The organism is Flavicella marina, from assembly GCF_009193215.1.
Taxonomy (GTDB): domain Bacteria; phylum Bacteroidota; class Bacteroidia; order Flavobacteriales; family Flavobacteriaceae; genus Flavicella; species Flavicella marina.
Genome location: NZ_VYVA01000002.1, coordinates 133,203 through 155,907 on the forward strand (window position 1 = coordinate 133,203; position 22,705 = coordinate 155,907).

General features: G+C 33.9%; 26 protein-coding genes, 4 tRNA genes and 1 riboswitch. Of the genes, 16 read left to right on the forward strand and 14 right to left on the reverse strand.

Annotated features, from left to right (window positions below):
- Positions 1-201 precede the first annotated feature (201 nt).
- The 3 genes from hemE to F6P99_RS05375 all read left to right on the forward strand — a co-directional run bounded on the left by hemE (position 202) and on the right by F6P99_RS05375 (position 3,045).
- Entirely contained in the window at positions 202-1,227 is a 1,026-nt protein-coding gene (gene hemE, locus F6P99_RS05365; protein WP_152286436.1) for a uroporphyrinogen decarboxylase, read from the forward strand.
- A gap of 74 nt (positions 1,228-1,301) precedes the next feature.
- Complete coding sequence (gene hemF / locus F6P99_RS05370) at positions 1,302-2,204, forward strand: oxygen-dependent coproporphyrinogen oxidase (RefSeq protein WP_152286437.1); 903 nt, start codon at positions 1,302-1,304, stop codon at positions 2,202-2,204.
- A gap of 148 nt (positions 2,205-2,352) precedes the next feature.
- Positions 2,353-3,045: a hypothetical protein gene (locus F6P99_RS05375; RefSeq protein WP_152286438.1), complete on the forward strand. Its 693-nt coding sequence runs from the start codon at positions 2,353-2,355 to the stop codon at positions 3,043-3,045.
- A 33-nt stretch (positions 3,046-3,078) separates the two neighbouring features.
- Here the strand turns inward: F6P99_RS05375 and F6P99_RS05380 are convergent, their stop codons facing one another.
- The 5 genes from F6P99_RS05380 to F6P99_RS05400 are packed head-to-tail and all read right to left on the reverse strand — an operon-like array spanning position 3,079 to position 7,511.
- Positions 3,079-3,441, reverse strand: a complete 363-nt coding sequence (locus tag F6P99_RS05380) for a DUF2147 domain-containing protein (RefSeq protein ID WP_152286439.1) — start codon at positions 3,439-3,441, stop codon at positions 3,079-3,081.
- A 50-nt stretch (positions 3,442-3,491) separates the two neighbouring features.
- Positions 3,492-4,910: an SDR family oxidoreductase gene (locus F6P99_RS05385; RefSeq protein WP_152286440.1), complete on the reverse strand. Its 1,419-nt coding sequence runs from the start codon at positions 4,908-4,910 to the stop codon at positions 3,492-3,494.
- A 6-nt stretch (positions 4,911-4,916) separates the two neighbouring features.
- Positions 4,917-5,531, reverse strand: coding sequence for a flavin reductase family protein (locus F6P99_RS05390; RefSeq protein WP_152286441.1), 615 nt, complete (start codon positions 5,529-5,531; stop codon positions 4,917-4,919).
- Entirely contained in the window at positions 5,531-6,841 is a 1,311-nt protein-coding gene (locus F6P99_RS05395) for an ABC1 kinase family protein (RefSeq protein WP_152286442.1), read from the reverse strand. Before F6P99_RS05395 ends, F6P99_RS05390 begins: the two co-directional genes overlap by 1 nt.
- Positions 6,842-6,851: 10 nt before the next feature.
- Entirely contained in the window at positions 6,852-7,511 is a 660-nt protein-coding gene (locus F6P99_RS05400) for a TetR family transcriptional regulator C-terminal domain-containing protein (protein ID WP_152286443.1), read from the reverse strand.
- 123 nt (positions 7,512-7,634) lie between these two features.
- Here F6P99_RS05400 and F6P99_RS05405 point away from each other — a divergent pair, with 123 nt between their 5' ends.
- Genes F6P99_RS05405 through F6P99_RS05420 form a run of 4 tightly spaced genes read left to right on the forward strand, consistent with a single transcriptional unit; the run spans position 7,635 to position 9,349 of the window.
- On the forward strand, positions 7,635-8,318 hold the full coding sequence (locus F6P99_RS05405) for an SDR family NAD(P)-dependent oxidoreductase (protein ID WP_152286444.1): 684 nt from the start codon (positions 7,635-7,637) through the stop codon (positions 8,316-8,318).
- 2 nt (positions 8,319-8,320) lie between these two features.
- Entirely contained in the window at positions 8,321-8,488 is a 168-nt protein-coding gene (locus tag F6P99_RS05410; protein WP_152286445.1) for a Lacal_2735 family protein, read from the forward strand.
- On the forward strand, positions 8,485-8,883 hold the full coding sequence (locus F6P99_RS05415) for a DUF2452 domain-containing protein (RefSeq protein ID WP_152286446.1): 399 nt from the start codon (positions 8,485-8,487) through the stop codon (positions 8,881-8,883). Before F6P99_RS05410 ends, F6P99_RS05415 begins: the two co-directional genes overlap by 4 nt.
- Before the next feature lie 4 nt (positions 8,884-8,887).
- Positions 8,888-9,349 carry a TspO/MBR family protein gene (locus F6P99_RS05420; protein WP_152286447.1) on the forward strand — a complete coding sequence of 154 codons (462 nt, stop codon included), beginning with the start codon at positions 8,888-8,890 and terminating at the stop codon, positions 9,347-9,349.
- A 9-nt stretch (positions 9,350-9,358) separates the two neighbouring features.
- Here the strand turns inward: F6P99_RS05420 and F6P99_RS05425 are convergent, their stop codons facing one another.
- On the reverse strand, positions 9,359-9,742 hold the full coding sequence (locus tag F6P99_RS05425) for a hypothetical protein (protein WP_152286448.1): 384 nt from the start codon (positions 9,740-9,742) through the stop codon (positions 9,359-9,361).
- A gap of 313 nt (positions 9,743-10,055) precedes the next feature.
- Here F6P99_RS05425 and F6P99_RS05430 point away from each other — a divergent pair, with 313 nt between their 5' ends.
- The gene (locus F6P99_RS05430) at positions 10,056-11,354 is read left to right on the forward strand and encodes a dihydrolipoamide acetyltransferase family protein (RefSeq protein ID WP_152286449.1); all 1,299 of its coding nucleotides are present in this window, start codon (positions 10,056-10,058) and stop codon (positions 11,352-11,354) included.
- 4 nt (positions 11,355-11,358) lie between these two features.
- Here the strand turns inward: F6P99_RS05430 and pafA are convergent, their stop codons facing one another.
- Positions 11,359-12,999: an alkaline phosphatase PafA gene (gene pafA, locus F6P99_RS05435; protein ID WP_152286450.1), complete on the reverse strand. Its 1,641-nt coding sequence runs from the start codon at positions 12,997-12,999 to the stop codon at positions 11,359-11,361.
- Between the two features lie 135 nt (positions 13,000-13,134).
- Here pafA and F6P99_RS05440 point away from each other — a divergent pair, with 135 nt between their 5' ends.
- The 6 genes from F6P99_RS05440 to F6P99_RS05465 all read left to right on the forward strand — a co-directional run bounded on the left by F6P99_RS05440 (position 13,135) and on the right by F6P99_RS05465 (position 15,594).
- Entirely contained in the window at positions 13,135-13,875 is a 741-nt protein-coding gene (locus F6P99_RS05440; protein ID WP_152286451.1) for an MlaE family ABC transporter permease, read from the forward strand.
- Positions 13,876-14,643: an ABC transporter ATP-binding protein gene (locus tag F6P99_RS05445; protein ID WP_152286452.1), complete on the forward strand. Its 768-nt coding sequence runs from the start codon at positions 13,876-13,878 to the stop codon at positions 14,641-14,643. It begins immediately after the preceding gene.
- 63 nt (positions 14,644-14,706) lie between these two features.
- Positions 14,707-14,779: transfer RNA gene (locus tag F6P99_RS05450), tRNA-Lys, on the forward strand.
- A gap of 42 nt (positions 14,780-14,821) precedes the next feature.
- A tRNA-Tyr gene (locus F6P99_RS05455) sits at positions 14,822-14,902 on the forward strand.
- Positions 14,903-14,925: 23 nt separating this feature from the next.
- Positions 14,926-14,998, forward strand: a tRNA-Lys gene (locus tag F6P99_RS05460).
- 185 nt (positions 14,999-15,183) lie between these two features.
- Positions 15,184-15,594, forward strand: coding sequence for a hypothetical protein (locus tag F6P99_RS05465; protein WP_152286453.1), 411 nt, complete (start codon positions 15,184-15,186; stop codon positions 15,592-15,594).
- Between the two features lie 73 nt (positions 15,595-15,667).
- Here the strand turns inward: F6P99_RS05465 and F6P99_RS05470 are convergent.
- From F6P99_RS05470 to F6P99_RS05500, 7 genes are all read right to left on the reverse strand, one after another.
- Positions 15,668-15,740: transfer RNA gene (locus tag F6P99_RS05470), tRNA-Gly, on the reverse strand.
- Positions 15,741-15,946: 206 nt separating this feature from the next.
- Positions 15,947-16,879: a peptidylprolyl isomerase gene (locus tag F6P99_RS05475; RefSeq protein ID WP_152286454.1), complete on the reverse strand. Its 933-nt coding sequence runs from the start codon at positions 16,877-16,879 to the stop codon at positions 15,947-15,949.
- Positions 16,880-16,983: 104 nt separating this feature from the next.
- A complete protein-coding gene (locus tag F6P99_RS05480; RefSeq protein WP_152286455.1) occupies positions 16,984-18,111 on the reverse strand; it encodes an ABC transporter substrate-binding protein in 1,128 nt (375 codons plus the stop codon).
- Between the two features lie 2 nt (positions 18,112-18,113).
- On the reverse strand, positions 18,114-18,668 hold the full coding sequence (cobC, locus tag F6P99_RS05485; protein ID WP_152286456.1) for an alpha-ribazole phosphatase: 555 nt from the start codon (positions 18,666-18,668) through the stop codon (positions 18,114-18,116).
- Complete coding sequence (locus F6P99_RS05490) at positions 18,650-19,414, reverse strand: adenosylcobinamide-GDP ribazoletransferase (protein WP_152286457.1); 765 nt, start codon at positions 19,412-19,414, stop codon at positions 18,650-18,652. The genes cobC and F6P99_RS05490 overlap by 19 nt, the downstream gene beginning before the upstream one ends.
- Positions 19,415-19,417: 3 nt before the next feature.
- Positions 19,418-20,449 carry a nicotinate-nucleotide--dimethylbenzimidazole phosphoribosyltransferase gene (gene cobT, locus F6P99_RS05495; protein WP_152286458.1) on the reverse strand — a complete coding sequence of 344 codons (1,032 nt, stop codon included), beginning with the start codon at positions 20,447-20,449 and terminating at the stop codon, positions 19,418-19,420.
- 3 nt (positions 20,450-20,452) lie between these two features.
- Positions 20,453-20,959 (reverse strand): bifunctional adenosylcobinamide kinase/adenosylcobinamide-phosphate guanylyltransferase, encoded by a 507-nt coding sequence (locus F6P99_RS05500; RefSeq protein WP_152286459.1) that lies wholly within the window; start codon positions 20,957-20,959, stop codon positions 20,453-20,455.
- 109 nt (positions 20,960-21,068) lie between these two features.
- Here F6P99_RS05500 and F6P99_RS05505 point away from each other — a divergent pair, with 109 nt between their 5' ends.
- Complete coding sequence (locus F6P99_RS05505; RefSeq protein ID WP_152286460.1) at positions 21,069-21,521, forward strand: GNAT family N-acetyltransferase; 453 nt, start codon at positions 21,069-21,071, stop codon at positions 21,519-21,521.
- Positions 21,521-22,456: an ABC transporter substrate-binding protein gene (locus F6P99_RS05510; protein WP_152286461.1), complete on the forward strand. Its 936-nt coding sequence runs from the start codon at positions 21,521-21,523 to the stop codon at positions 22,454-22,456. Before F6P99_RS05505 ends, F6P99_RS05510 begins: the two co-directional genes overlap by 1 nt.
- A gap of 36 nt (positions 22,457-22,492) precedes the next feature.
- Positions 22,493-22,699, forward strand: a riboswitch (cobalamin riboswitch).
- Positions 22,700-22,705 lie beyond the last annotated feature (6 nt).

The following is a 22,705-nucleotide window of genomic DNA, read 5'->3' on the forward strand; positions in this document are numbered from 1 at the left end:
TACATGTTTGGAAGTTGTCTAAGGATCTTTGTAAAGAGATTTACTTGGTGACTAATACTTTTCCAGATTCTGAAAAGTTTGAGTTAACTTTTAAAAAGGTTGAAAATTCAATTCAGTAAGTACAAAAGATGTTATATAAATTTAACCGACAATTAAAATAAAGCTTGAATCTTGTTTCTTGATTCGAGATACTATTATATTATGATAAAAAACGATTTATACTTAAGAGCATTAAAAGGAGAGGTAGTTGAAAGACCACCTGTTTGGATGATGCGTCAAGCAGGAAGGTATTTACCAGAATTTCAAGAAATCAAGAAAAAATATGATTTCTTTACGAGATGTCAGACACCAGAATTGGCTGCAGAAATTACCGTACAACCGATCAGAAGATATGGTATGGATGCTGCGATTTTATTTTCTGATATTTTGGTAATTCCTCAAGCGATGAATATTGAAGTAGAAATGAAAAATGGAATAGGACCATGGTTGCCTAATCCGATTCGTACTATGGAAGATGTTAACAAAGCGATTGTTCCTGATATTGATGAGACTTTGGGGTATGTAATGGATGCTATCAAGCTAACCAAACAAATGTTAGAGGATGAAATTCCTTTGATTGGTTTCGCTGGTTCTCCTTGGACTATTCTGTGTTATTGTATACAAGGGCAAGGTTCTAAAAACTTTGATAAGGCTAAAGAGTTCTGTTTTACACAGCCGGTTGCTGCACATACTTTATTGCAGAAAATTACAGATACTACAATTGCCTACTTAAAGAAAAAAGTAGAAGCAGGTGTAAATGCAGTTCAGGTTTTTGATTCTTGGGGAGGTATGTTGTCTCCGGCAGATTATCAAGAGTTTTCTTGGAAATACATCAATCAAATAATTGAGGCATTGAAAGATGATGCTCCAGTTATTGCTTTTGGAAAAGGCTGTTGGTTTGCATTGGAAGAAATGTCAAAATCTAATGCCTCTGCTTTGGGGGTTGATTGGACAATTACTCCAGAATGGGCTAGAAAATTAACAGGTGGAAATATCACTTTACAAGGGAATTTTGATCCAACTCGTTTGTTTTCTCCTCCAGCAGAAATCAAGAAACAAGTTAAAACGATGATTGATGCTTTTGGAAAAGATAAATATATTGTGAATTTAGGTCATGGAATATTACCAAATATTGGACTTGAAAACGCAGGTGCTTTTATAGAGGCTGTGAAAGAATATCGCAGTTAGAATCGAGAATCAGGAGTCAAGTGCTAAGTTTGAAAGTCATGAAACTTGAATGCTATATCTAGAATCGAAAAAAAATGAAAGAACAATTTTATCAGTATATACAAAACCTTCAAGATACCATTACTTCAAAGTTAGAGGCGGTTGATGGAAAAGCAAAGTTTGTTGAAGATTTATGGAACCGACCAGAAGGTGGTGGAGGTAGAACTCGTGTTATTGAAAACGGAGCTGTTTTCGAAAAGGGCGGTGTCAATATTTCAGCTGTTGAAGGTGAGTTGCCACAAGCTTTACGTGATAATTTTGGTGTCAAAGAAGGTAATTTCTTTGCTTGTGGTTTGTCTTTGGTGTTGCATCCAAAAAATCCAATGGTACCAACAGTTCATGCAAATTGGCGTTATTTTGAAATGTATGACGACCAAGGAAATGTTGTTACGCAATGGTTTGGAGGAGGACAGGATTTAACTCCGTACTATTTGTTAGATGAAGATGCTAAACATTTTCATTCGGTTTGCAAAAATGCCTGCGATAAACACAATCAAGATTTTTATCCGATGTATAAAAAACGTTGTGATGAATATTTTTGGAATGCACATAGAGATGAAGCTAGAGGAATTGGAGGGCTTTTCTTTGATTATTTGAAAGAGACTGATGAATTTAGTTTACAGGATCGTTATAACTTTGTGACAGAGGTAGGAAATAGCTTTTTAGAAAGTTACATTCCAATTGTTGAAAAGCGAAAAGAATTAAAATATACAGCGTCACAACGTGACTGGCAGGAGGTGAGAAGAGGTAGGTATGTAGAATTTAATTTAGTTCATGATAAAGGAACGTTGTTTGGTTTGAAAACAAATGGACGTATTGAATCGATATTAATGAGTTTACCACCAAAGGTACAATGGCACTACAATCATATTCCAAAAGAAGGAAGTGACGAAGCTTATTTGGTTTCTGTGTTGCAACAACCTAAAAATTGGATATAAATTAAAAGGGATGCTTTTTAGTATCCTTTTTTTTGTTGCGGACAGCTGTGTTGTATACAATTTTACGATTGTAATTAGATATTACTTTTGAAGAGCAACGTGTAAAAGTTAATTTTATAAAATATAAATGGATTTAAATAAAAGGTTAATGAAGCATATAGTTAGAGTTTTAATGACGATCGTTTTGGTTGTTTCGTGTAAGTCAGAGAAAAAAAATGTAGTGAAGAAACATTCTTTTGCGCATGAAATTGTTGTTCAAGAAGTGATTCAGGTTACAGGGTATACTTATATAAATGCAAAAGAGAACAATCGAAGTTATTGGTTGGCAGCTCCTTCTACTCAGGCTAAAGTCGGTGAGACATATTTTTTTAATGATGGATTAGAAATGGTGAATTTTAAGAGTAAAGAGCTCAATAAAACGTTTGAGACTATTCTTTTTTTACAGAATATTTATTCGAATACGGATACAGCTGCAGTGGAGAAGCCAGTTGTTCCTTCAAAGTCAAAAGAGAAGCAGGAAAAGATAAAGATTGATAAAGAAGCAGGGGTTACTACAATCGCTGAACTATACGAAGAACTTGAAGCGTATAAGGGTAAAAAAGTTGTGATAAAAGGAAAGGTGACAAAATTCAATGAGATGATCATGAATAAAAACTGGATTCATATTGAAGATGGAACTGATTTTAATGGTGAGTACGATTTGATACTTACATCTCAAGAGAAATTTACAGTTGGTGCTATTGTAACAATAGAAGGGGTAGTTGCTACAAATATAGATTTGGGCTATGGATACAAATACAAATTGTTAGTAGAACAAGCTACTCAATTGATTCATCTATAAGTTTTGAATAAAACTCTAAAATAAAACAGTTATCTATTGTTTTATGTAAACGGTAGGTCCGTTTTCATTTGCCATGGTAAGGTACAATTCACGATCGGTTGAAGAGTATTTTCCTGAGTCGGTTTCACCATTGGAATAGGTAAATGATAAATTTGTTCCGTCTGATTTATAAGTTCCGATGATGGTAACATTTAAGAGAGGGTCATTATTGTTTACCCCATGATAGGTGTAAGACAGGTCTTCACTAAAACTACGAGTAATAGTTATACTGCCTCCATCAGAAGTATATTTCCAAGTACCAACTATAGGGTATACTCCTGGTGTAACAGTAGAAGCATTACAAGAGATTAACAAGATAGTAACGCAAAATGCGATTGCTCTTAATGTGATTTTCAAAACAAAAATAATTAGATTTTAAAATTAAAAAAATTAGCCTAAAGAATTCTTTATTCTACAATTTTTTTTAACATTCCTTCGAATATAATATCGTGAAAAGGGAGTACAGCATACCAATACAGTCTTCCCATGATTCCCTTAGGTCTAAAGACTGCTCTTTGGTACAATTGATCTTTTACAACGATAAATTCCAACCATGCCTCTCCAGGAAGTTTCATTTCGGCATATAGCAAAAGTCTTCCTTCTTCTTTATTTGCATATAAGACTCTCCAAAAATCAAGAGCATCACCAGTTTGTAGTTTTGTAGGATGTGTTCTTCCTCGTCTCAAACCAATTCCGCCAACCAATTTGTCCATATAGCCTCGTATTTTCCATAAAAAATTTGCGACATACCAGCCGTTTGTTCCTCCAATTGACCAAATTTTATTTAACGCTTTTTCTTTGTCTGTAATTTTTTTCTTACGGATGTCTTTGAAGCAACCAAAATGAGGGATGTTGATATGTTGTGATAACTTGTCTTGAAAAGCTCCATTTACCATAGCGTCCTTCCAACTCGAAATCAAAACATTTTGTTCTATGGTATCAAAAGCTTTTTCTACGGCGGTTTTATAGCTTATCGGGTGGATGTTTAATTGATGTGCAAGGTTGTTTTCTTTTGCAATAATTTCAACTTTCATACTATCTACCAAAGATGAAGCAAGTTGATAAGAGGTTGAGGTAACAAAATACAACCAATATGATGAAAGTTTAGGAGTCATTACTGGTACCGTAATGATGGTTCGTTTGAAACCTCTCACTTCAGCAAATTGCAACAACATTTTTTTATATGTAAGAATTTCAGGACCATAAATGTCATAAGAATTTCCGAATGTTTCTTTTTTTAATAGTACACCATGTAAAAAAAGAATAACATCTGATATTCCTATTGGCTGTGTTTTCGTTTGTAGCCATTTAGGAGCAATCATTACAGGTAGTTTTTCCACTAAATCTCTGATGATTTCGAATGAAGCACTTCCGCTACCAACGATAATACCCGCTTTCAAGGTGGTTAGATTAAATTTTCCTTTGGCTAATATATTCGCTACATTTTGTCTTGACTGCAAGTGTTCTGACAGGTCTTCATCATTCGTTATTCCGCTTAAGTAAATAACTTGCTGTGCTTGTGTTTCGTTTAGATAGCTGTTGAAGTTTGTTGCGCACGATTCTTCTAATGATTTAAACGAGGTAGAAGAAGTAGACATTGAATGGATCAAATAATAAGCTGCATCAATGTCTTTAGGGATGCTATCTGTTTTAACTTTTGCTAAAAAATCGATTTCTACAAAAGATATTTGAGGATTGTTTTTTAAGTTTTCCGGAATTCTCATCAAATCTCGGATACAACAGACCAACTCATGACCCTGCTCTAATAAAACAGGAATCAATCTTTTGGCAATGTAGCCTGTAGTACCAGTGATTAGAATTTTCATGACGGGTTATTTAGGTCTTTGGTATGTAAATCTTTCAGTCGACTCGGGAACGGTATATCCATCCAGTCCGTTAATGGCAGCGATATTTCCGTGACTTAAGTTAACAAATAAATCTTTTTCTACTAGTGCTTCTTGTATGTTAATGTTTTGTATTTCTCCTAAAACGAGAATGGTGTTGTTAGCTTTGATATGATATTCTTCTAAAAATTTCATGCCTAGTTGAATCGGTGCATTTTTAACATATGGTGCGTAAAAATCTTCTAAATACAATTCACTAAATGAGGTAACGTCAAACTCAGAGATTTCTTTTGGGTATTTAGCAGAGGTATGGTGTGCATCTTCTAAGGTACTTCCAAAAATTGAATTAATGGTGTAAAAACCTGTTTCTTTTAAGTTCTCATAGGTGTTTCTAAGAACCGTTGTCGGTCTTACGACAAAACCTAATATAGCAGGACTAGATCCGTAATGGGTTACAGAGCTAAACACAGCCAAGTTGGTAATCCCATTTTTAGACTTGCTACCAATAAGATTTGCTGACTTGTACCCACCGACACTGTTGATCAAATTAATTTTTTGAAGGTGAGGTAAAGCTTCTATTTGAGATTTTGTAAAACGCATCATTAAAGTTTGTAATAATTATTGATTTTTATGTTTTGTGATTTTAAATCGAACATCAAATTGTACAATCCAAAAAAGGTACGGTTGATATAAATGAAATGTTTCGATCCTCTATTCCCGTTCATGTCTTTTAATTCTGTACTCTTGCTATATTTTGCTCCTAACTCTGCAATTTTCCCAAAGAACGCCGCGTCAGAAAAATCAAATGTTTCTGCGTGAAATGGCTGTGTGAATAAACTTAACATCTCGTGGAATAATTCTTTAAAAAACGTTTTTTCTTTCAAAGAATCGTCTTCTCGCAAGATTTCTAATTTATACAAGGTTTTTTCAAAGAATTCTGGGTTATCGATATTTTCTTTTTTTGCCAATTCGAAATAAGGGATGTAGAAATCATCAGGGATTGTTTTCATACAACCAAAGTCAATAACAATCAATTCACCATCCTTACTAACTAAAAAATTTCCCGGATGTGGATCTGCATGTACTTTTTTCAGATGATGAATTTGGTACATATAAAAATCCCATAATGCCTGACCAAGTTTGTTTGCTGTTTTCTGATCCCAATTTTCAGAAATGTATTCAGATAAGTGCAGTCCTTCCATCCAGCTCATGGTTAAAATTCTTTCAGAAGAAAATTCTTTAAAATAGGTAGGGAATTTCAAATTGAGAATATGTTTGCATGCTGCTGCTATTTCCTCGCTTTGTTCAAATTCTAAGTTGTAATTTGTTTCTTCTGTAAGTTTGTCCTCTACTTCTTTAAAGTACCTATCTGAGTCTTTTCCTTTTATATTGAACATTTTCATGGCAATTGGTTTCACCAAAGCCAAATCAGAAGAAATACTTTCTGCAACACCGGGGTACTGAATTTTTACCGCCAATTTCTTTTTACCAATTTCAGCCTTGTGTACTTGACCAATACTGGCAGCATTTACAGAACTCGAATCAAAAGTATCGAATAGTTCCGAAGGTTGTTTTCCAAAATATTTTTTGAAAGTCTTTACAACTAATGGAGGAGATAAAGGTGGTACAGAAAATTGGGCTAATGAAAATTTTTCGACATAGGCCCTTGGTAAAATATTTTTTTCCATACTCAACATCTGCGCTACTTTTAAGGCACTTCCTTTCATTGTTTTTAGGCCATCATAGATGTCGGAGGCATTTGAGTTGTTTAAGTTTTCTTTAGCTTCTTCTTCAGAATTGATCAGTTTTTCACCATAATACTTAACGTAATTGATGCCAACTTTTGCTCCCGTTTGTACAAGTTTGGTAGCTCTTTGAATTTTTGATGTGGGAATGCTGTCTATGGTTTTCATATAGTAAAACTTAAAGTTTGAAATTCATGTTTTCTTTCAAGATGAATTTTCCAAAATCTATGATGCTTTTTACAGGTTTTGTATTCATTGCTTCGAAACTTGCATGGATACTTTTTTCGATGAAAATGTCGGTTTTCTCAAAAGAAGGAGAGGTGTCTTTCATCCAAAACTTTAAAGTCAAAAGGAGTTGAATCCAAAAGCCTTCCTCGATTCCCTTGTTTTGAATTTTTTGCAATTTTTCTTGGGTTAGGTTGATGCGCTCAACCTCTAGAGTATTCACAAATTCGATGAAGGTTTCTTTCATTTTGCTCAATTTTTTAAAACTTTGCAATTTCGAGTCAAAACCGTTTAATGCGAAAAATACGTAAGATCTATTCGCAGTAAGGTTTTCAAAAAAGGTGTAATAAAAACTTAGAAGTTTGTCTTTTGAAGTAAACTTGTTAAAGTCTTTGTTTTTTTCTAACAGTTTAATAGAGTTTTCTGAAAATAAAGAGAATATCTCATTTTCAATTTGTTCGAATGAGCTAAAATGTTTGTAAAATTCTGATTCTTCAATATTCATTTTTTTTGAAAATTGATAAATAGATTCAGGGTTTTTTCCATTAACTAAAACCGTATCCATGTATTCGGATATAATTTTATCGCTTGTTGTTTCGGTTGTTTTTTTCATGTGTATCGGACTTTCTTTTTTTCAAAAATACAAAATGTTTAATAAATAATATTGTTTGTTAAACGAAATTGTGTAATTTTACAGCAATCATAAACTTAAGTTTAAAGATAAAACAGGAAAAAGATGAAACAGATATTGATAGTCGGTGGAAATAGCGGTGTCGGAAAATCACTTGTAGCATTAGAAAAAGTTCAAAATAATTTGATTTTATTTCATAGAAGCGAGGCTTCATTCAATGAAAACAATATTGCTGAATACAAATTAGATGTTTTACAAGATGAGTTGCCAGATCTAGAATCCTTAGATGCCATAGTGTATTGTCCAGGTAGTATCAATCTAAAACCATTTAGTAGACTTTCAGAAGAGGATTTTAGAGATGATTTTGAAATTAATGTTTTGGGAGCAATTCGTGTGTTGAAAAAATATCTTACAGTTCTGAAAAAAAGTGAAGCACCAAGTGTTTTGTTATTTAGCACAGTTGCTGTGAAGGTTGGGATGCCTTTTCATACGAGTGTAGCTGCTTCCAAAGGGGCTGTTGAAGGTATGGTAAAGTCATTAGCAGCGGAATATGCGCCAAAAATTAGGGTGAATGCTATTGCTCCAACATTGACGGATACAGCGCTAGCATCGAAAATTTTAAGGAATGAAAAATCTAAAGAAATGAGTGCCGAAAGACATCCGTTAAAACGGTATTTAGTGCCTGATGAGGTGGCAGAAATGGCTAGTTTTTTAATTTCTGATAGAGGCAGATCAATGTCTGGTCAAATTGTTGAAATGGATTGTGGAATTACAAATTTAAAAGTTTAGTTATGTTTAGTTTATTTAAAAGAAAATCAAAAGCAGAAAAATTAAAACAAAAATTTGATTTATTGTTAGAGGAGTCTTACAAGCTTTCAAAAATCAATCGAACAGAAAGTGATAAGAAGTTTGCGGAAGCACAAGGCGTGATGGCTGAATTGGAAAAAATTTCTGCATGAAATCAGACAAACCAGACGCAGTAGTTTTTAATTCTTTAATTGGAAAATACGATGCTTCCTTAAAAGAATACCCAACAAATGTTGGCGCTCCTGTAATTGAAGTTCTTAATACAGTTGCATGGAAAAATAAAAATTTACAATCGGTAAATGCACAACTTGATGCGAAGTTTAATGATTTGAAACATCAATTAACAATATTTAAATCGCTTTACGAAAACAATCAACGTGTGTATAATGCCAAGTTTAGTTTTGAGCCTATCGTGGGGAATGTGTATCATCTTTATATAAATTCGAATGGTACAGAATTTTTATCGATTTTAGCACCAAATGAATGTAACTTTGAGTTTATTGATAGTTTTAGGTTGAACTCCGATAAAATTTGGGAGAAATTATAATTGTATGAAAAAAATATATGTTTTCCTGTTTTTCTTGTTCTTAAATTTTGCTGCATTAGGTGTTGGAACTCTTTTAATGAATTCAGGTCCTACATCAGAATGGTATGCCAATTTAAATAAGGCGCCATGGACTCCACCAGGTTGGGTGTTTGGTGCAGCCTGGACTAGTATTATGGTCTTTTTTTCTATTTACATGACAGTGCTGTCGTTTACATCAAAAAACAAGAATATTTGGTGGTTATTTGGTTGTCAATGGTTGTTGAATGTTTCTTGGAACTGGATCTTTTTTAATCAACATCAATTGTTGCTGGGGCAAATTGTACTCGTTGCACTAACATTATTGGTTGGTTATTTTATGATCAATTACCGTGGTAAAACAAAGCTAGCTAATTTCTTTGTTTTACCTTATTTTTTATGGTTATTGGTGGCAAATTCGTTGAATTTATACACGATGATTTATAATTAAGGTTTAAATTTATTGTCTGGAATATACATCGGCTTGTTCTTCTGTATCTCCTTGATACCAAATTGAGAGTGTGTTTTTACTTAATTTGTAGGTTGCTGTTTCGGTTTCAGGTTCTCCATTTTCAATAAAATCCAAATGAAGTGAATTTCCATCCAATGTGAAACTACCTTGGATAAAATAATTATCGTTGGCATCTTCCACATTTTGACCAGTAGCACTGAATGTGTTTTTTTCGGTAAAAACAACAATTTCGTTGTAGGTATTTTCGTTTTCATCTAAGGTGGTGATCCATGTACCCACGATAGAGTAGTTCGAGGTATCGTCATCATTTCCGCTACAAGAGATCAAAGAAAATGTAGGGATTACAATCAAAAGAAATAAGAGGTTTTTCATAATTTAAGTAGTTTGGGTTTACTTAAAGGTAGTTGTTTTTTTTGGGAAAAACTGAATTATCTCTGTAATGTAATGATTTTATGCATTATAACACATTGATTTAAGAAGGAAGGCTGTTTTTTTGAATGATTTTTCAAATATTTTTGTTATCGATATACTTGTTTTTAAGAAGAAGATTATTACATAATATGATATTTTTGATGTCTTTATTTTTACTAAATTTGCAGCGGAACTAACTACAGAAATGACCCTATATTTTGTGACTTTCTGTAATAAATTTGTAGAACGATATCGTTCTAAATAAATTGTAACTATGGCTAAATTTGAATTGAAACTACCCAAAATGGGAGAGAGTGTTGCAGAGGCAACTATAACATCTTGGTTAAAAGAGGTAGGGGATACTATTGAAGCAGATGATTCGGTTGTTGAAATAGCTACGGATAAAGTAGATTCAGATGTTCCCTGCGAAGTTTCAGGTACCTTGATTGAGATTTTACATGATAAAGATGCTGTTGTTAAAGTTGGAGAAACTCTAGCAATTATTGAAGTTGAAGGTGAAATTGAAGAAAGTATAAGTCAACCAATAGCTATCGAAGTTGACGAAACAGTTGCAAAAGCTGCTGCTAGTGTTGAACAAGAAATTGAAAAAGTAGTTGCAACAAAATCAGCAACTCCAAAAATTGTTACTTCCGATCGTTTTTACTCACCTCTGGTTAGAAATATTGCAGAAAAAGAAGGAATCTCTCAAAAAGAATTAGATACAATTCCTGGTTCTGGTTTAGAGGGCCGTGTTACGAAAATCGATATTTTAGAATATTTAGAAACAAGGGTTGTAGAAACCAAAGTGGAAAAAAGTAAGGAGACTGCTAAACCTACTGTGGTGCCTTTGTCTGTAAATGGAGAAGACGAGTTGATTGAGTTAAGTAGAATGGGAAAAATGATTTCAGATCATATGATTCATTCTGTACAGAAATCTGCTCACGTACAATCTTTTATTGAAGTAGATGTTACAAATTTAGTGACATGGAGAGGGCAAAATAAAGATGCTTTTTTCAAAAGAGAGGGTGAAAAATTAACGTATACACCGGTGTTTATGATGGCTGTTGCCGCAGCTATAAAAGAATATCCATTGGTGAACTTGTCATTTGACGGAGATAAAAAAGTTGCAATTCGTAAAAATATCAATTTAGGAATGGCAGCTGCATTAGGAGATGGGAACTTAATCGTTCCTGTAATTCATAATGCAGACGAGTTGAATTTAATAGGCATGGCAAAAGTGGTCAATGATTTAGCGCTTCGTGCCAAAAATAACAAACTAAAACCTGACGAAATACAAGGGGGAACGTATACAGTTACGAATGTTGGTGGTTTTGGTAGTTTGTTTGGTACTCCGATAATCAATCAACCTGAAGCAGCAATATTGGCTATTGGAGCGATTCGTAAGGTACCTGCTGTGTTAGAAACACCTGAAGGAGATGTAATTGCCATACGACATAAAATGTTCTTATCGCATTCTTACGACCATCGCGTAATAAACGGTGCGTTGGGAGGATTGTTTATTAAGTTTATCAAAGATTATTTAGAAGCTTGGGATGTAGATGCTGGTTCTTAGTGTCTTAGTTTAATGCTTCTTCAATAACTTTTCCTGTTGTTCCGTTCGGAAATTCAATTTGTAACAGATTGGCAAGCGTAGGCGCAATGTCTATGATTGGATAATATTTTTTTGAAGTCCCTTTTTTGATTCCTTTTCCAAAGAACAATAGAGGTACATGAGTGTCGTAGCTATATCCACTTCCGTGTGTAGTACCGGTTTTTTTATGACCGCTACCAATCACAGAATGGTTGGGTATAATATATACATTTCCTGAAAGTTTTTGATTGTGACCTTGTTGCACTAAGCTGTATATACCATTTGAAAATTCAGAAGTGTTTAAAGTATGTGATGTTATTGTTTTGTTTACATTTTCGAAGAATAATAATTCTTCGGCAAAAAAATCTTCCACAGCAGTCTGATCTAAATTGAGTTTTTTTAAAGTTTCTTTATTAAAAAACAATTGGAAGTTAGAAATGTTTTCTACGATGTTTTCTGAGTTGTATTTTTCTTTTGATAAAGTTTGAACGAAGTTTTTGAATTCGGCAAGATCAAAATAACCTCCTGGAATTTTCAGAGAATTTAAATAATTAGGTGTTTGTGCTACAGCATGATCTGCCGTTAAAAACAAAGTGTAATTATTTTTACCTATATGTTTGTCTAAATAGTTTAACAAACGCTCAATTTCTAAGTCCATTCGAATATAGGTGTCTTCGATTTCTTTAGAATCTACACCATATCGATGTCCTACATAATCTGTACTTGAATAGCTGATAGCTAAAAAGTCTGTTTGATTTTTGGTTTGACCTAAATTTTCACCTTGAATTGCAGCTAAAGAGAAATCTGTAGTTAAAGAATTTCCAGCGGGGATACTTTTTATTAGGTTCGTATGTCCGTTTTTTTCTTTTAAAACTGGAATGTTGTGAGGAAATGTCGGAGTTTTTTCACCTCTGAAAACTCCTTCATATGGATTGTTATCGTCTATGCTTTCTGTGTAAGTTTCTATTGGCGCATAGGTATTCCATTCTTCCTTTAAATAAGCATCTGCTTTTTTTAAGTTGTTAAATGCTAGTACCCAATTCGGTAACGTATCTCTGTAAAAATTACTAGTGATCCATTTTCCATCTTTTCCACCTTCAAACCAATAAGCTGCATTTGCCGTATGCCCACCAGGTAGAATTGCAGATCGATCTTTTATGGCAACACTAATTGTTTTTGAATGTAAGTTTTGAGCAAGTCTCAGTTGATCTGTAATGGTTGTAGTCTGCAATCTATATGGAGATTTGTTACCTGCATTTGAATTACTTCCAACAGTAGTATAGTTTGCATCATCGACACAATAGATATTCTTCTTTAAAAATTTGTCGTACCAATTATTACCGATGATTCCATGGTTTTGAGGTGTGGTACCGGTGTATATTGAACTATGCCCAACTGCTGTATAAGTAGGAATGTAATTATAATGTGTGTTTTCTGCATGAAATCCGTCATTTAACAATCGTTTAAACCCATTTTCTCCATACTTTTCAGAAAATCTATAGAGGTAATCATAGCGCATCTGATCAACGACGATACCTACGACCAGTTTTGGTTTTTCTTGAGAATAAAGTAGATTTAAGTTCGGTAGAAAGAATAGGAAAATGATGAATGAGACGGCTTTTTTCATGTGGTAAAATTTATGATACCAAACTTAGTATTTTTTTTGACACGAATATCGATATCTGTTTGTCATTCGCTGATAAAAAAGATTGTAGAGCTCAATATTTTCTGATAATTTAATACTTTAGCAAAAAACAGATAGATGAATTATATAGAACATGTCGGAAAGTATTTTTTAATGCTGAAGCAAGTTTTTAAAAAACCTCAAAAAAGAAATGTTTTTTGGGAAGCTATTTTTCGAGAAATAGAAGATTTAGGACTTAAATCACTTGGAATAGTAGCCTTTATAGCATTTTTCGTAGGTGGTGTGGTAGCAATTCAAACCGCATTAAATGTCGATAGCCCTTTGATTCCGAAATACCTCATTGGTTTTGCGACAAAAAGATCGATGATATTAGAGTTCGCTCCAACTTTTGCTTCTATTATATTGGCAGGAAAAGTAGGGTCATTCATTACTTCTAGTATTGGAACGATGCGAGTGACGGAACAAATAGATGCCCTAGAAGTGATGGGGATAAATTCTTTGAATTATTTAGTGCTTCCAAAAGTAATCGCTGCGGTGTTTTTTTATCCATTGATTGTCATTATTGCTATGTTTCTCGGAATTTTTGGAGGATGGGTTGCCGGAGTTTTGACAGGATTATTTCATTCTCATGATTATATTGAAGGAATTCAATTAGAGTTTGATCCTTACTTGATACAATATGCGTTGGTTAAGTCTGTGGTTTTTGCTTTTTTGATAGCAACTATACCATCGTATCATGGATACTATGTGAAAGGTGGAGCATTAGAAGTTGGTAGAGCAAGTACTCAAGCTGTAGTTTGGACAAGTGTAGTTATTATTTTGATGAATTATTTTTTAACTCAAATGCTTTTAGGATAGATGATAGAAGTAAAGGGATTGCAAAAAGGATTTGGAGGGACACAAATTTTAAAAGGGATTGATGCCAAGTTTGAACGTGGTAAGACAAGTTTGATAATTGGGCAAAGTGGCTCGGGTAAAACTGTATTTTTAAAGAGTTTATTGGGCCTTCATGTGCCAGATGATGGAAGTATCATTTTCGATGGTAAGATCAATAAAGATTTGAATGTCGAAGAGAAACGACAATTACGTCAAGATATAGGTATGGTTTTTCAAGGGAGTGCATTGTTTGATTCTCTTACTGTTGAAGAAAATGTAATGTTCCCAATGAAGATGTTTACCAATAGTGTGAAGTCTGATATGCTAGATAGGGTAAATACTGTGTTAAAAAGAGTAAACCTTGTGGATGCAAATAAAAAATTCCCGGCAGAGCTATCTGGAGGGATGCAAAAACGTGTTGCCATTGCACGTGCAATTGTGATGAATCCAAAATATTTGTTTTGTGATGAACCAAATTCAGGGTTAGATCCAAAAACAGCAATTGTAATTGATAATTTGATACAAGAAATCACTGCCGAATTTCAAATTACAACAGTTATAAATACCCATGATATGAACTCAGTTATGGAAATTGGAGAAAAAATTATTTTTTTAAAAAATGGTTTAAAAGCATGGGAAGGGACGAGTAAAGATATCTTTAAAACTGATAATGAATCGGTTGTAGATTTTGTCTATAGTTCTAACTTATTTAAGAAAGTTAGACAGGCATATTTAGACGAAATAAAATAAAAAAAATGTTTGTTTTATTGGAATAAGGTTCTATATTTGCACCCGCTAAAACAAAGGAAATATGACCTGGTAGCTCAGTTGGTAGAGCATCTCCCTTTTAAGGAGAGGGTCCTGGGTTCGAGCCCCAGCCCGGTCACTAAATTTAGTGCAAACTAAATGTCCTTTTTATTGAAATATTGGTGAGATACTCAAGTGGCCAACGAGGGCAGACTGTAAATCTGCTGCGCAAGCTTCGTAGGTTCGAATCCTACTCTCACCACAATATTTTCTTGTTTTAGCAATGACCTGGTAGCTCAGTTGGTAGAGCATCTCCCTTTTAAGGAGAGGGTCCTGGGTTCGAGCCCCAGCCCGGTCACAAAAAAGTCTGCAATTTATTGCAGACTTTTTTTTGTTTTAGGGTCTTTTGTTTTCTTTTAGAGTTATATAGTGCAATTCTTAATAACTATGAACAAATGTGATAGTTTTCTATACATATGTATTCATTGTTCTTTTTTTGACTCGTTACTTTTGAAACAACTAATAACAATTAATTATTTATTTATGAAAGCAATTCAAAACAAATTAAAACTGTCATTTTTATTATTAACCCTTACTGTTGGATTGAGCTCTTGGGATAACGCTCCAATTGAGTCAAAAGACAAGGTTGAAGCTGTAGCACTAATTGAAGAAGATTCTTACAAGTCAGAAGGAAAATTAGTAACTTTTGAAGTTGAATATACAGCCAACCAAGAAAGACAGATTTATATTGAACTTAAAAAAGGGAAAGAATGGATCGGAAATAAAAAAATGGTGGTGAAGAAAGGACATAAAAAAATTAAAATTACGGTAAAATGTAAAAAGAATTTCAAGCCTGGAGACGACTATATCATGAAATTAAACATCAATGAGGTAGACGGAGATTGGAAACAGATTATTGCTAAAAAAACTTACAAAAACATAGTAATTAAATAGAGATAAAAGACAGTGTCTTTTGAAATTATATCCGTAATAAAATATAAAAGCCTCCTTTTTAAGGAGGCTTTTGAGCGAAAGACCGGGTTCGAACCGGCGACATTCAGCTTGGAAGGCTGACGCTCTACCAACTGAGCTACTTTCGCGTTTGGTATTGCTCTGCAAATATACTACGTTTCTACATTTTTGCAAGAAAAAAACACTGTTTTTTGTGGTTTTTCGAATTCAGTTTTATAACTGATTGTGGCAGAGGAAACTGTCTGAAAATTATTTTTTCTGCTATGATAAAACTCGTATAATCATAAAATCCCTTCTACAATTTAGAAGGGATTTTTATTGTTTTTTGTTACGTTTATTTTACTGCAACCAATTCAACATCAAAAATTAGAATTGCGTTTGGAGGAATTACTCCACCAGCACCAGCAGCTCCATATGCTAAGTCAGAAGGGATTACCAACCTTGCTTTATCTCCAACTTTTAATAATTGAATTCCTTCATCCCATCCTTTGATTACTTGCCCTACACCGACGTTAAAATCGATAGGTTGTTTGCGCTTATAAGAAGAATCGAAAACTGTTCCATCTAACAATTGTCCCTTGTAATGTACAGATACTCCAGCTCCTTTAGTAGCCTGTTTTCCGTTACCATTCTCTAATATTTTGTAGCGTAAACCAGATGCTGTTTCGTCGTACCCTGCAGAAACCTCGTCTAATTTTGCTTTTTGTTCTGCTTTTGCTTTGGCAATTCTTTCTTCTCTAGCTCCTTCAAACTTTCTAAAAGCTTCAACTGCATTAAAGTTTTCTGCTTCTTCTCCTACACGTATAATTTCTAAAGTATCGATTAAGTCGTCTTGAGCAATTACGTCAACAATATCTTGTCCTTCAATTACATGTCCGAAAACAGTATGTTTGTTATCTAACCAAGGTGTTTCTACATGAGTGATGAAAAATTGACTTCCGTTAGAAGCCGGACCTGAGTTAGCCATAGACAATACTCCAGGTTTGTCGTGTTTTAATTCTGGGTGAAATTCGTCTTCAAAGCTATATCCAGGACTACCTGTTCCTGTTCCAAGAGGACATCCACCTTGAATCATGAAATCAGCAATAACTCTATGGAATTTTAATCCATCGTAGTAAGGGGTTCCTTGTGGTTTAGCGTTGTTTTCTAAATTTCCTTCAGCCAAAGCAACAAAGTTACCAACCGTTCCAGGAGTTTTGTCGTGTGTTAAATTCACCAAAATAGCTCCTTTGCTTGTGTTGAATTTAGCGTATAATCCGTTGTTCATTGTATTATGTTTTTTTTAGAGCTGCAAATATAACTATTCTCGATTGATCTACAAGGTACTACTTATAAGCCTAACGTTGAAGTTTTGTTAAATTAGAGCTATCCTTAATCTAATTTTGAAAAGAATAGAGGGGTGTAATTTGGTAGCAATTCTGGATGCGCTATTTTAATGATGTCTTTTAAAATAATATCCGGTCGAATAGGACCCAATTCAAAATAAAACATACCACCTGTAGCTCCTTTATATTTTGAAAAAGTATATACTTCGTTGTTTTTGAAGGCTTCGAACTGAGCGTAGTGTTGGTTGGCATTTAACAATTGATATTTTGTTTCATTCATGCTACAACCAATCCAAATATCAGCTCGTTGTCCTTTGCTATAGACACTTTCAAAATTCAAAGACAAACTACCTGTTCCTTTGGTGTCTCTCCATAAATATTCTGTTTGAGCATCTTCAAAGTATTGGGCAATAAAACTTTCACCAGCAGGTAAATACCATACATCTTGAAAAATAGAGCCTGAAAGTACTGTAGGCTTTTTATTCACTTTTAATGCTATTTGCTTGGCGTTGTTGTATTCGGTTTCAATATGTTTAAAAATACTGTCCGCTTTTTTTTCTTCGTTAAAAAGAGCGCCAAAAACATGTATCCATTCTGCTCGACCCAATGGAGATTCTTCGAGCCAATCGCCATTTAATAGTACCGGAATTCCCATTTTCTGAACGGTGGCAAATGATTTATTTGGTTTGTCGACAGCAAAACTCATAACCAATTCTGGCTCAATGGCTAATAACATTTCGGTGTTGATATGTTCTTCTTTTCCGATTTCTTTCACTTGTTTTGAGTCAATAAGTTTTCTCGTTTTTAAAGAAGAAACAAAGTTGGTGTTTGGAAAACCTACCAAAGTATTTTCTTTATTGAGTAGTTCTAACAGGGGGATATGCGAAGTAGAAGTAACTACGATCTTTTCTATGGGTGTTCTTATTATTTGGACGTCTTTGTTGTGTTTGGGAATTTGTCTGTTTTTTGGAACTAGTAAATACTCAAAGCTTTTATCAGCATTTTTGTAGGCATTACTAATGCTAATTTTTTTTAACCCATCTATAGTGCCAATAGTGAAACCTTTTGCATATTTTAATTCCTTATTTTTTTGAGGAGTGATTTCTTTTTTATTTGGAGTATCGCAAGAAAATAATACGAATGAGATGCTTAAGACTAGAAGTGTTTTTTTCATGACTATAGTGCAATTTTAATGGATGTATTCGTTGATATATTTAAATGACTCACTTGGCAATAATTGATTTTTATACCAAAGGAATCCTTTAGTTCAATGTTGGTTAACTTCGCAAGAAGACTTCTGATAACACCACCATGACACACAACAACGATACATGATGTTTTTAGTTTTATAATTTCTTTGTAAAACGTATCAACCCGATTTGCTAGATCAATATACGATTCTCCATTGGGTACTTTAACATTGACGAAGTCTTCCATCCATGGAGTGATTTCATCTTTTGGAATCGCATTCCAGTTTTTTAGTTCCCAATCTCCAAAATCGAGTTCAAGCAATCTTTCGTCGGTCGTGTAGTTGCTATTGAATTTTTTCGCCAATTCGGTACAACGCTTCAACGGACTAGAAATTATTTTTGTGTTTTGGTCAAAAGGTATTTTTTCCAAAATTTCCTTCGATTCTTCTTCAAAAGTATCGGCAAGATCTAAGTCACTTTGACCGTAGCAAATTCCTTTTTCAATATCCGGGGTGGTATGTCTTACCAAATATATTTCCATAATCCAACAAGGCTTAAATAAAATACTACTTCTGAGAGTTGTTGCAATGCACCAGCACAGTCTCCGGTTTGACCACCGATCCATTTTTTAAAAAATCGAGCGAGCCACCATTTGGTGATGACTAATGGAATCAGAACAAAGAAAATTTTTGGGTTTTTAAAAAAGACAAGAGGTAATACCCCAAAAAATGCGCTAGTCATAAATGAATTTAAAGTCATTCTATCTGCAGCTGGTTTCGCTTTACTATCATCGGTATCTCTAACATAAGGTAATGTGAAAATTAAAGCGGTAGCTGTAAATCTACTGATGCTATGGCCTGATATCAAGATCAATACTATAAATTCTTGTGGTAATTCTTTCAATGCTAGAAACTTCGTTGACAATAGAAATAAAATTCCTACAGTACCATAGGTTCCCAAACGTGAATCTTTCATGATGAGTAGAATTTTTTCTTTGGTCCAACCACCTCCAAAGCCATCACAAACATCTGCAAAACCATCTTCATGAAAAGCACCGGTAGTCCAAACAGAAGCAACCATGCTAAGTAAAATTGCGATTTCATTGCTGAAAAATAAAGTGGCAATCGAATAAAAAAATGCAGCAATACATCCAACCAATATGCCAATTAAAGAAAAATAGCGAGTGCTTTTATTTAAGATTTCAGGAGAGTGATCTACCCATTTTGGACATGGAATTCTTGTAAAAAACATCAAAGCCGTTAAGAATATGTGAATTTGCTTTTTCATAGATTAGTTTTTTTTTGAAACACCAGCACTTGCAAAAGAAGCCATTTCGTTTAAAAATGATACGGCAGCTTTTATTGTCGGTATTGCAAGGGCTGCACCGGTACCTTCACCTAAGCGCAAACCTAAGTTTAAAAGTGGTTCTGCTTTCAAATAGTTCAACATGTTTTTATGTCCAAATTCTCCAGATGTATGTGAGAATATACAATAATCAAGAACGTTTTTGTCGATTGCATGAGCAGCCAATAAAGCAGAGCTAACAATAAATCCGTCAATTACGAGAGTCATTTTTAATTGTGCAGCTTGCAAGATTGCACCAGAAATCATTACAATTTCAAAACCACCAAAATTTGCTAAAATATTCTTTGCATCTGTTGCGGTGTGTTTTGATTGTACATTTTTTAAGATTTCAATTTTATTTTGGAGCCCTTCTTCTGAATGACCTGTTCCTTTCCCTGTGCATGATTCAAGTGGTAATTTTGTAAATGCACTCATCAATAAAGATGCTGCTGAAGTATTACCTATACCCATTTCACCAAACCCAATTGTATTGCAACCCGTGGAATAAATTTTGGTGACAATTTCAGCACCTTTAGCGATCGCTAATTCACATTCTTCTTCAGTCATTGCTGATGTTTGCGTGTAATCTTTTGTACCAAAATTAATTTTAGCATCGATGAGATTATTGCTCTTTGGAAAATTGAAATTTACACCACTATCCACAATTTTTAAATCAATCTCATTCAACTTAGAGAACACATTTATGGCAGCTCCACCACTCAAAAAGTTTACTACCATTTGCGAAGTAACTTCTTGCGGAAAGGGACTTACGGGATGATTTTTTACAATACCATGATCACCAGCAAAAACAACGATTGTAGGTTTAGAGATATTAGGACTTAATGTATTTTGAATCAAGCTAATTTGAGTCGCAATTTTTTCTAAAACCCCTAAAGACCCTATAGGTTTTGTTTTGAAGTTTATTTTATGTTGAATCTCTTGTTCGAGATTTCTATTTAGTTTGTCTATCGAAAACATGGGTTATTTTTTTAATTCTAAGGGCAATCCAGATACCATAAAAGTTGCTTTGTCGGCAATTTTTGCCAAGTGTTGGTTTGTCCAGCCTTGCAATTCAGTAAATTTTCTTCCTATTTCGGTGTCAGCATGAATTCCCATACCAATTTCGTTTGAAATAATAATGAGTGTAGCTTCAAGTTTTTTAAGTTTCTCTATTTCAACTTTTGCTAATTCTAGTGATTTTTGAACATCGTATTGGGTGTCTACATAATAGTTTGTGAGCCATAGGGTTACACAATCAATTACAACAACTCCGTTTTTAGGAATCACAGAACTGAGTTGTTTTTCTTCTTCTATAGTAGTCCAACGTTCATCTCGATCAGAAACATGTCGATCTACTCTTTTTTGAAAGTCATTGTCCCAGATTCTTGCAGTTGCTAAATAATAGGGAGTATCAGATAGTTTTTCTGCGAGTTTTTGAGCAAATGAGCTCTTTCCAGAGCGTTCACCTCCTGTTATATAATAAATCATTGAAACGAATTTTGGTTGCAAAGATTATTAGAATTTTAAGAATAATGGTAGAATTCAATAAAAATATATTTAATTCGATTAATTTCGCAACAAGTTAAAATCGTAATGGATGCTTCGTTTTGAAATAAAAAAGTTTGAAGATTTTTCAATTCAAGAACTGTATTCCGTATTGAATTTACGGTCTCAGGTTTTTGTTGTTGAGCAACAATCTATTTATTTAGATTTGGATTTTAAGGATCAAAGAGCGTTACATGTTTTGGGCTATTCTTCTGATAAACTAGTAGCTTACGCTAGAATATTTAAGAGTAAAGATTGCTATGATTTGGCAAGTATTGGAAGAGTAGTAGTGGCAAAAGAATTTCGTTCTTATGGTTACGGGCATCAATTGATTGATTTTTCAATTGCCGGTATTGATGAACATTTTAACGAACAAAATATACACATATCTGCACAGTTGTATTTACAACAGTTTTACGAGTCTCATGGTTTTGTTGCTGTGGGTGAAGAGTATTTGGAAGATCAGATTCCGCATATTGCAATGGAATTAATAAAAAATAAATAATGAAAGTAGCTTCTTTTTTACCAGCCATTACCCAGATGATATATGATATGGGGTTGCAGCATATGCTGGATGGAATCACGTTTGAATGTCCAAAGGTTGCATTGAATGAAAAACAACGTGTGGTTCGTTGTGTAATGGAAGGGAAAAATTATACAAGTGACGAGATAAATACGTTGTTTTCAAATAGTAAAAAGACAGGTGAAAGTTTGTATTATGTTGATGAACCTGTGCTATCGAGCATTGCACCAGATATTATTTTTACCCAAGATGTTTGCGAAGTTTGTCAAATAGATACAAAGTGCACGGCAGCTGCTGTTGCAAATTTGGAAAAACAACCTGAACTGATTCCTATCAATCCAGCCTCTTTGCAAGATGTATTTGATTCTGTTTTGACTATTGCTAAGGCTTTGAGGCAAGAAGAAGTTGGAAAAAAACATCTTGAAAATCTTGAAGAACGTGTTGCCAAAGTTCTTGATGTTCAACGAAAAAATAGACTGTTACAAAAATCAGTTATGCTTCTTGAATGGATTGATCCTTTATTTAATTGTGGCCATTGGATTCCTCATCAAATTGGTTGTGCAGGTGGTGTTGATTTGCTTGCGCATCCTTCAGGTGATAGTATTGTGATTGAATGGGAGAAAATTGTAAAGTACGATCCTGAAGTGTTGATAATTGCACCTTGCGGGTATACTACAGAAACAACTTTGAAAGACATGCCTTTTTTAACAAACAGGGTGGAATGGCAACAATTGAGAGCAGTAAAGAATAAAGCTGTCTATATCGCTGATTTTGATATGTTCACCCAACCTTCGGCAAGTACATTAGTGAATGGTATTGAGGTTTTGGCAAAAATAATTCATCCAGCATATTTCACTGTTGAATCAAATCTTCAATCAAAATTCTCGAATTATTTCGATTTGTTAGTACAAGAATAAACTTGATAAAATACTTGTTTATCCAAACATTGTATCTATTTTTGCAGCGAATTTGGTTTTCATTTCAATTGGTAAGAAATGAGATTAAAAGGGAACTTCGTTAAATTCGAAGGCTGTACCCGCAACTGTAAGCTTAGTCATTTTTTTTGATGCTTGTTGTAAACTTATACCACTGTAAAGAAATTTATGGGAAGGTAACAACAAGACGCAAGCCAGGAGACCTGCCTTATTCATAGTATAAATTCTTTC

Bases quoted from the DNA above. Each gene is read 5' to 3' on its own strand.
- F6P99_RS05415 (WP_152286446.1), top strand. From the start codon at position 8,485: ATGAAATCAGACAAACCAGACGCAGTAGTTTTTAATTCTTTAATTGGA.
- pafA (WP_152286450.1), bottom strand. From the start codon at position 12,999: ATGAAAAAAGCCGTCTCATTCATCATTTTCCTATTCTTTCTACCGAAC.
- F6P99_RS05400 (WP_152286443.1), bottom strand. From the start codon at position 7,511: ATGAAAAAAACAACCGAAACAACAAGCGATAAAATTATATCCGAATAC.
- F6P99_RS05465 (WP_152286453.1), top strand. From the start codon at position 15,184: ATGAAAGCAATTCAAAACAAATTAAAACTGTCATTTTTATTATTAACC.
- F6P99_RS05425 (WP_152286448.1), bottom strand. From the start codon at position 9,742: ATGAAAAACCTCTTATTTCTTTTGATTGTAATCCCTACATTTTCTTTG.
- F6P99_RS05480 (WP_152286455.1), bottom strand. From the start codon at position 18,111: ATGAAAAAAACACTTCTAGTCTTAAGCATCTCATTCGTATTATTTTCT.
- F6P99_RS05410 (WP_152286445.1), top strand. From the start codon at position 8,321: ATGTTTAGTTTATTTAAAAGAAAATCAAAAGCAGAAAAATTAAAACAA.
- F6P99_RS05420 (WP_152286447.1), top strand. From the start codon at position 8,888: ATGAAAAAAATATATGTTTTCCTGTTTTTCTTGTTCTTAAATTTTGCT.
- F6P99_RS05475 (WP_152286454.1), bottom strand. From the start codon at position 16,879: ATGAACAACGGATTATACGCTAAATTCAACACAAGCAAAGGAGCTATT.
- hemE (WP_152286436.1), top strand. From the start codon at position 202: ATGATAAAAAACGATTTATACTTAAGAGCATTAAAAGGAGAGGTAGTT.
- F6P99_RS05440 (WP_152286451.1), top strand. From the start codon at position 13,135: ATGAATTATATAGAACATGTCGGAAAGTATTTTTTAATGCTGAAGCAA.
- F6P99_RS05445 (WP_152286452.1), top strand. From the start codon at position 13,876: ATGATAGAAGTAAAGGGATTGCAAAAAGGATTTGGAGGGACACAAATT.
- hemF (WP_152286437.1), top strand. From the start codon at position 1,302: ATGAAAGAACAATTTTATCAGTATATACAAAACCTTCAAGATACCATT.
- F6P99_RS05375 (WP_152286438.1), top strand. From the start codon at position 2,353: ATGAAGCATATAGTTAGAGTTTTAATGACGATCGTTTTGGTTGTTTCG.
- F6P99_RS05395 (WP_152286442.1), bottom strand. From the start codon at position 6,841: ATGAAAACCATAGACAGCATTCCCACATCAAAAATTCAAAGAGCTACC.
- F6P99_RS05505 (WP_152286460.1), top strand. From the start codon at position 21,069: ATGCTTCGTTTTGAAATAAAAAAGTTTGAAGATTTTTCAATTCAAGAA.
- F6P99_RS05510 (WP_152286461.1), top strand. From the start codon at position 21,521: ATGAAAGTAGCTTCTTTTTTACCAGCCATTACCCAGATGATATATGAT.
- cobC (WP_152286456.1), bottom strand. From the start codon at position 18,668: ATGGAAATATATTTGGTAAGACATACCACCCCGGATATTGAAAAAGGA.
- cobT (WP_152286458.1), bottom strand. From the start codon at position 20,449: ATGTTTTCGATAGACAAACTAAATAGAAATCTCGAACAAGAGATTCAA.
- F6P99_RS05490 (WP_152286457.1), bottom strand. From the start codon at position 19,414: ATGAAAAAGCAAATTCACATATTCTTAACGGCTTTGATGTTTTTTACA.
- F6P99_RS05385 (WP_152286440.1), bottom strand. From the start codon at position 4,910: ATGAAAATTCTAATCACTGGTACTACAGGCTACATTGCCAAAAGATTG.
- F6P99_RS05390 (WP_152286441.1), bottom strand. From the start codon at position 5,531: ATGATGCGTTTTACAAAATCTCAAATAGAAGCTTTACCTCACCTTCAA.
- F6P99_RS05430 (WP_152286449.1), top strand. From the start codon at position 10,056: ATGGCTAAATTTGAATTGAAACTACCCAAAATGGGAGAGAGTGTTGCA.
- F6P99_RS05405 (WP_152286444.1), top strand. From the start codon at position 7,635: ATGAAACAGATATTGATAGTCGGTGGAAATAGCGGTGTCGGAAAATCA.
- F6P99_RS05500 (WP_152286459.1), bottom strand. From the start codon at position 20,959: ATGATTTATTATATAACAGGAGGTGAACGCTCTGGAAAGAGCTCATTT.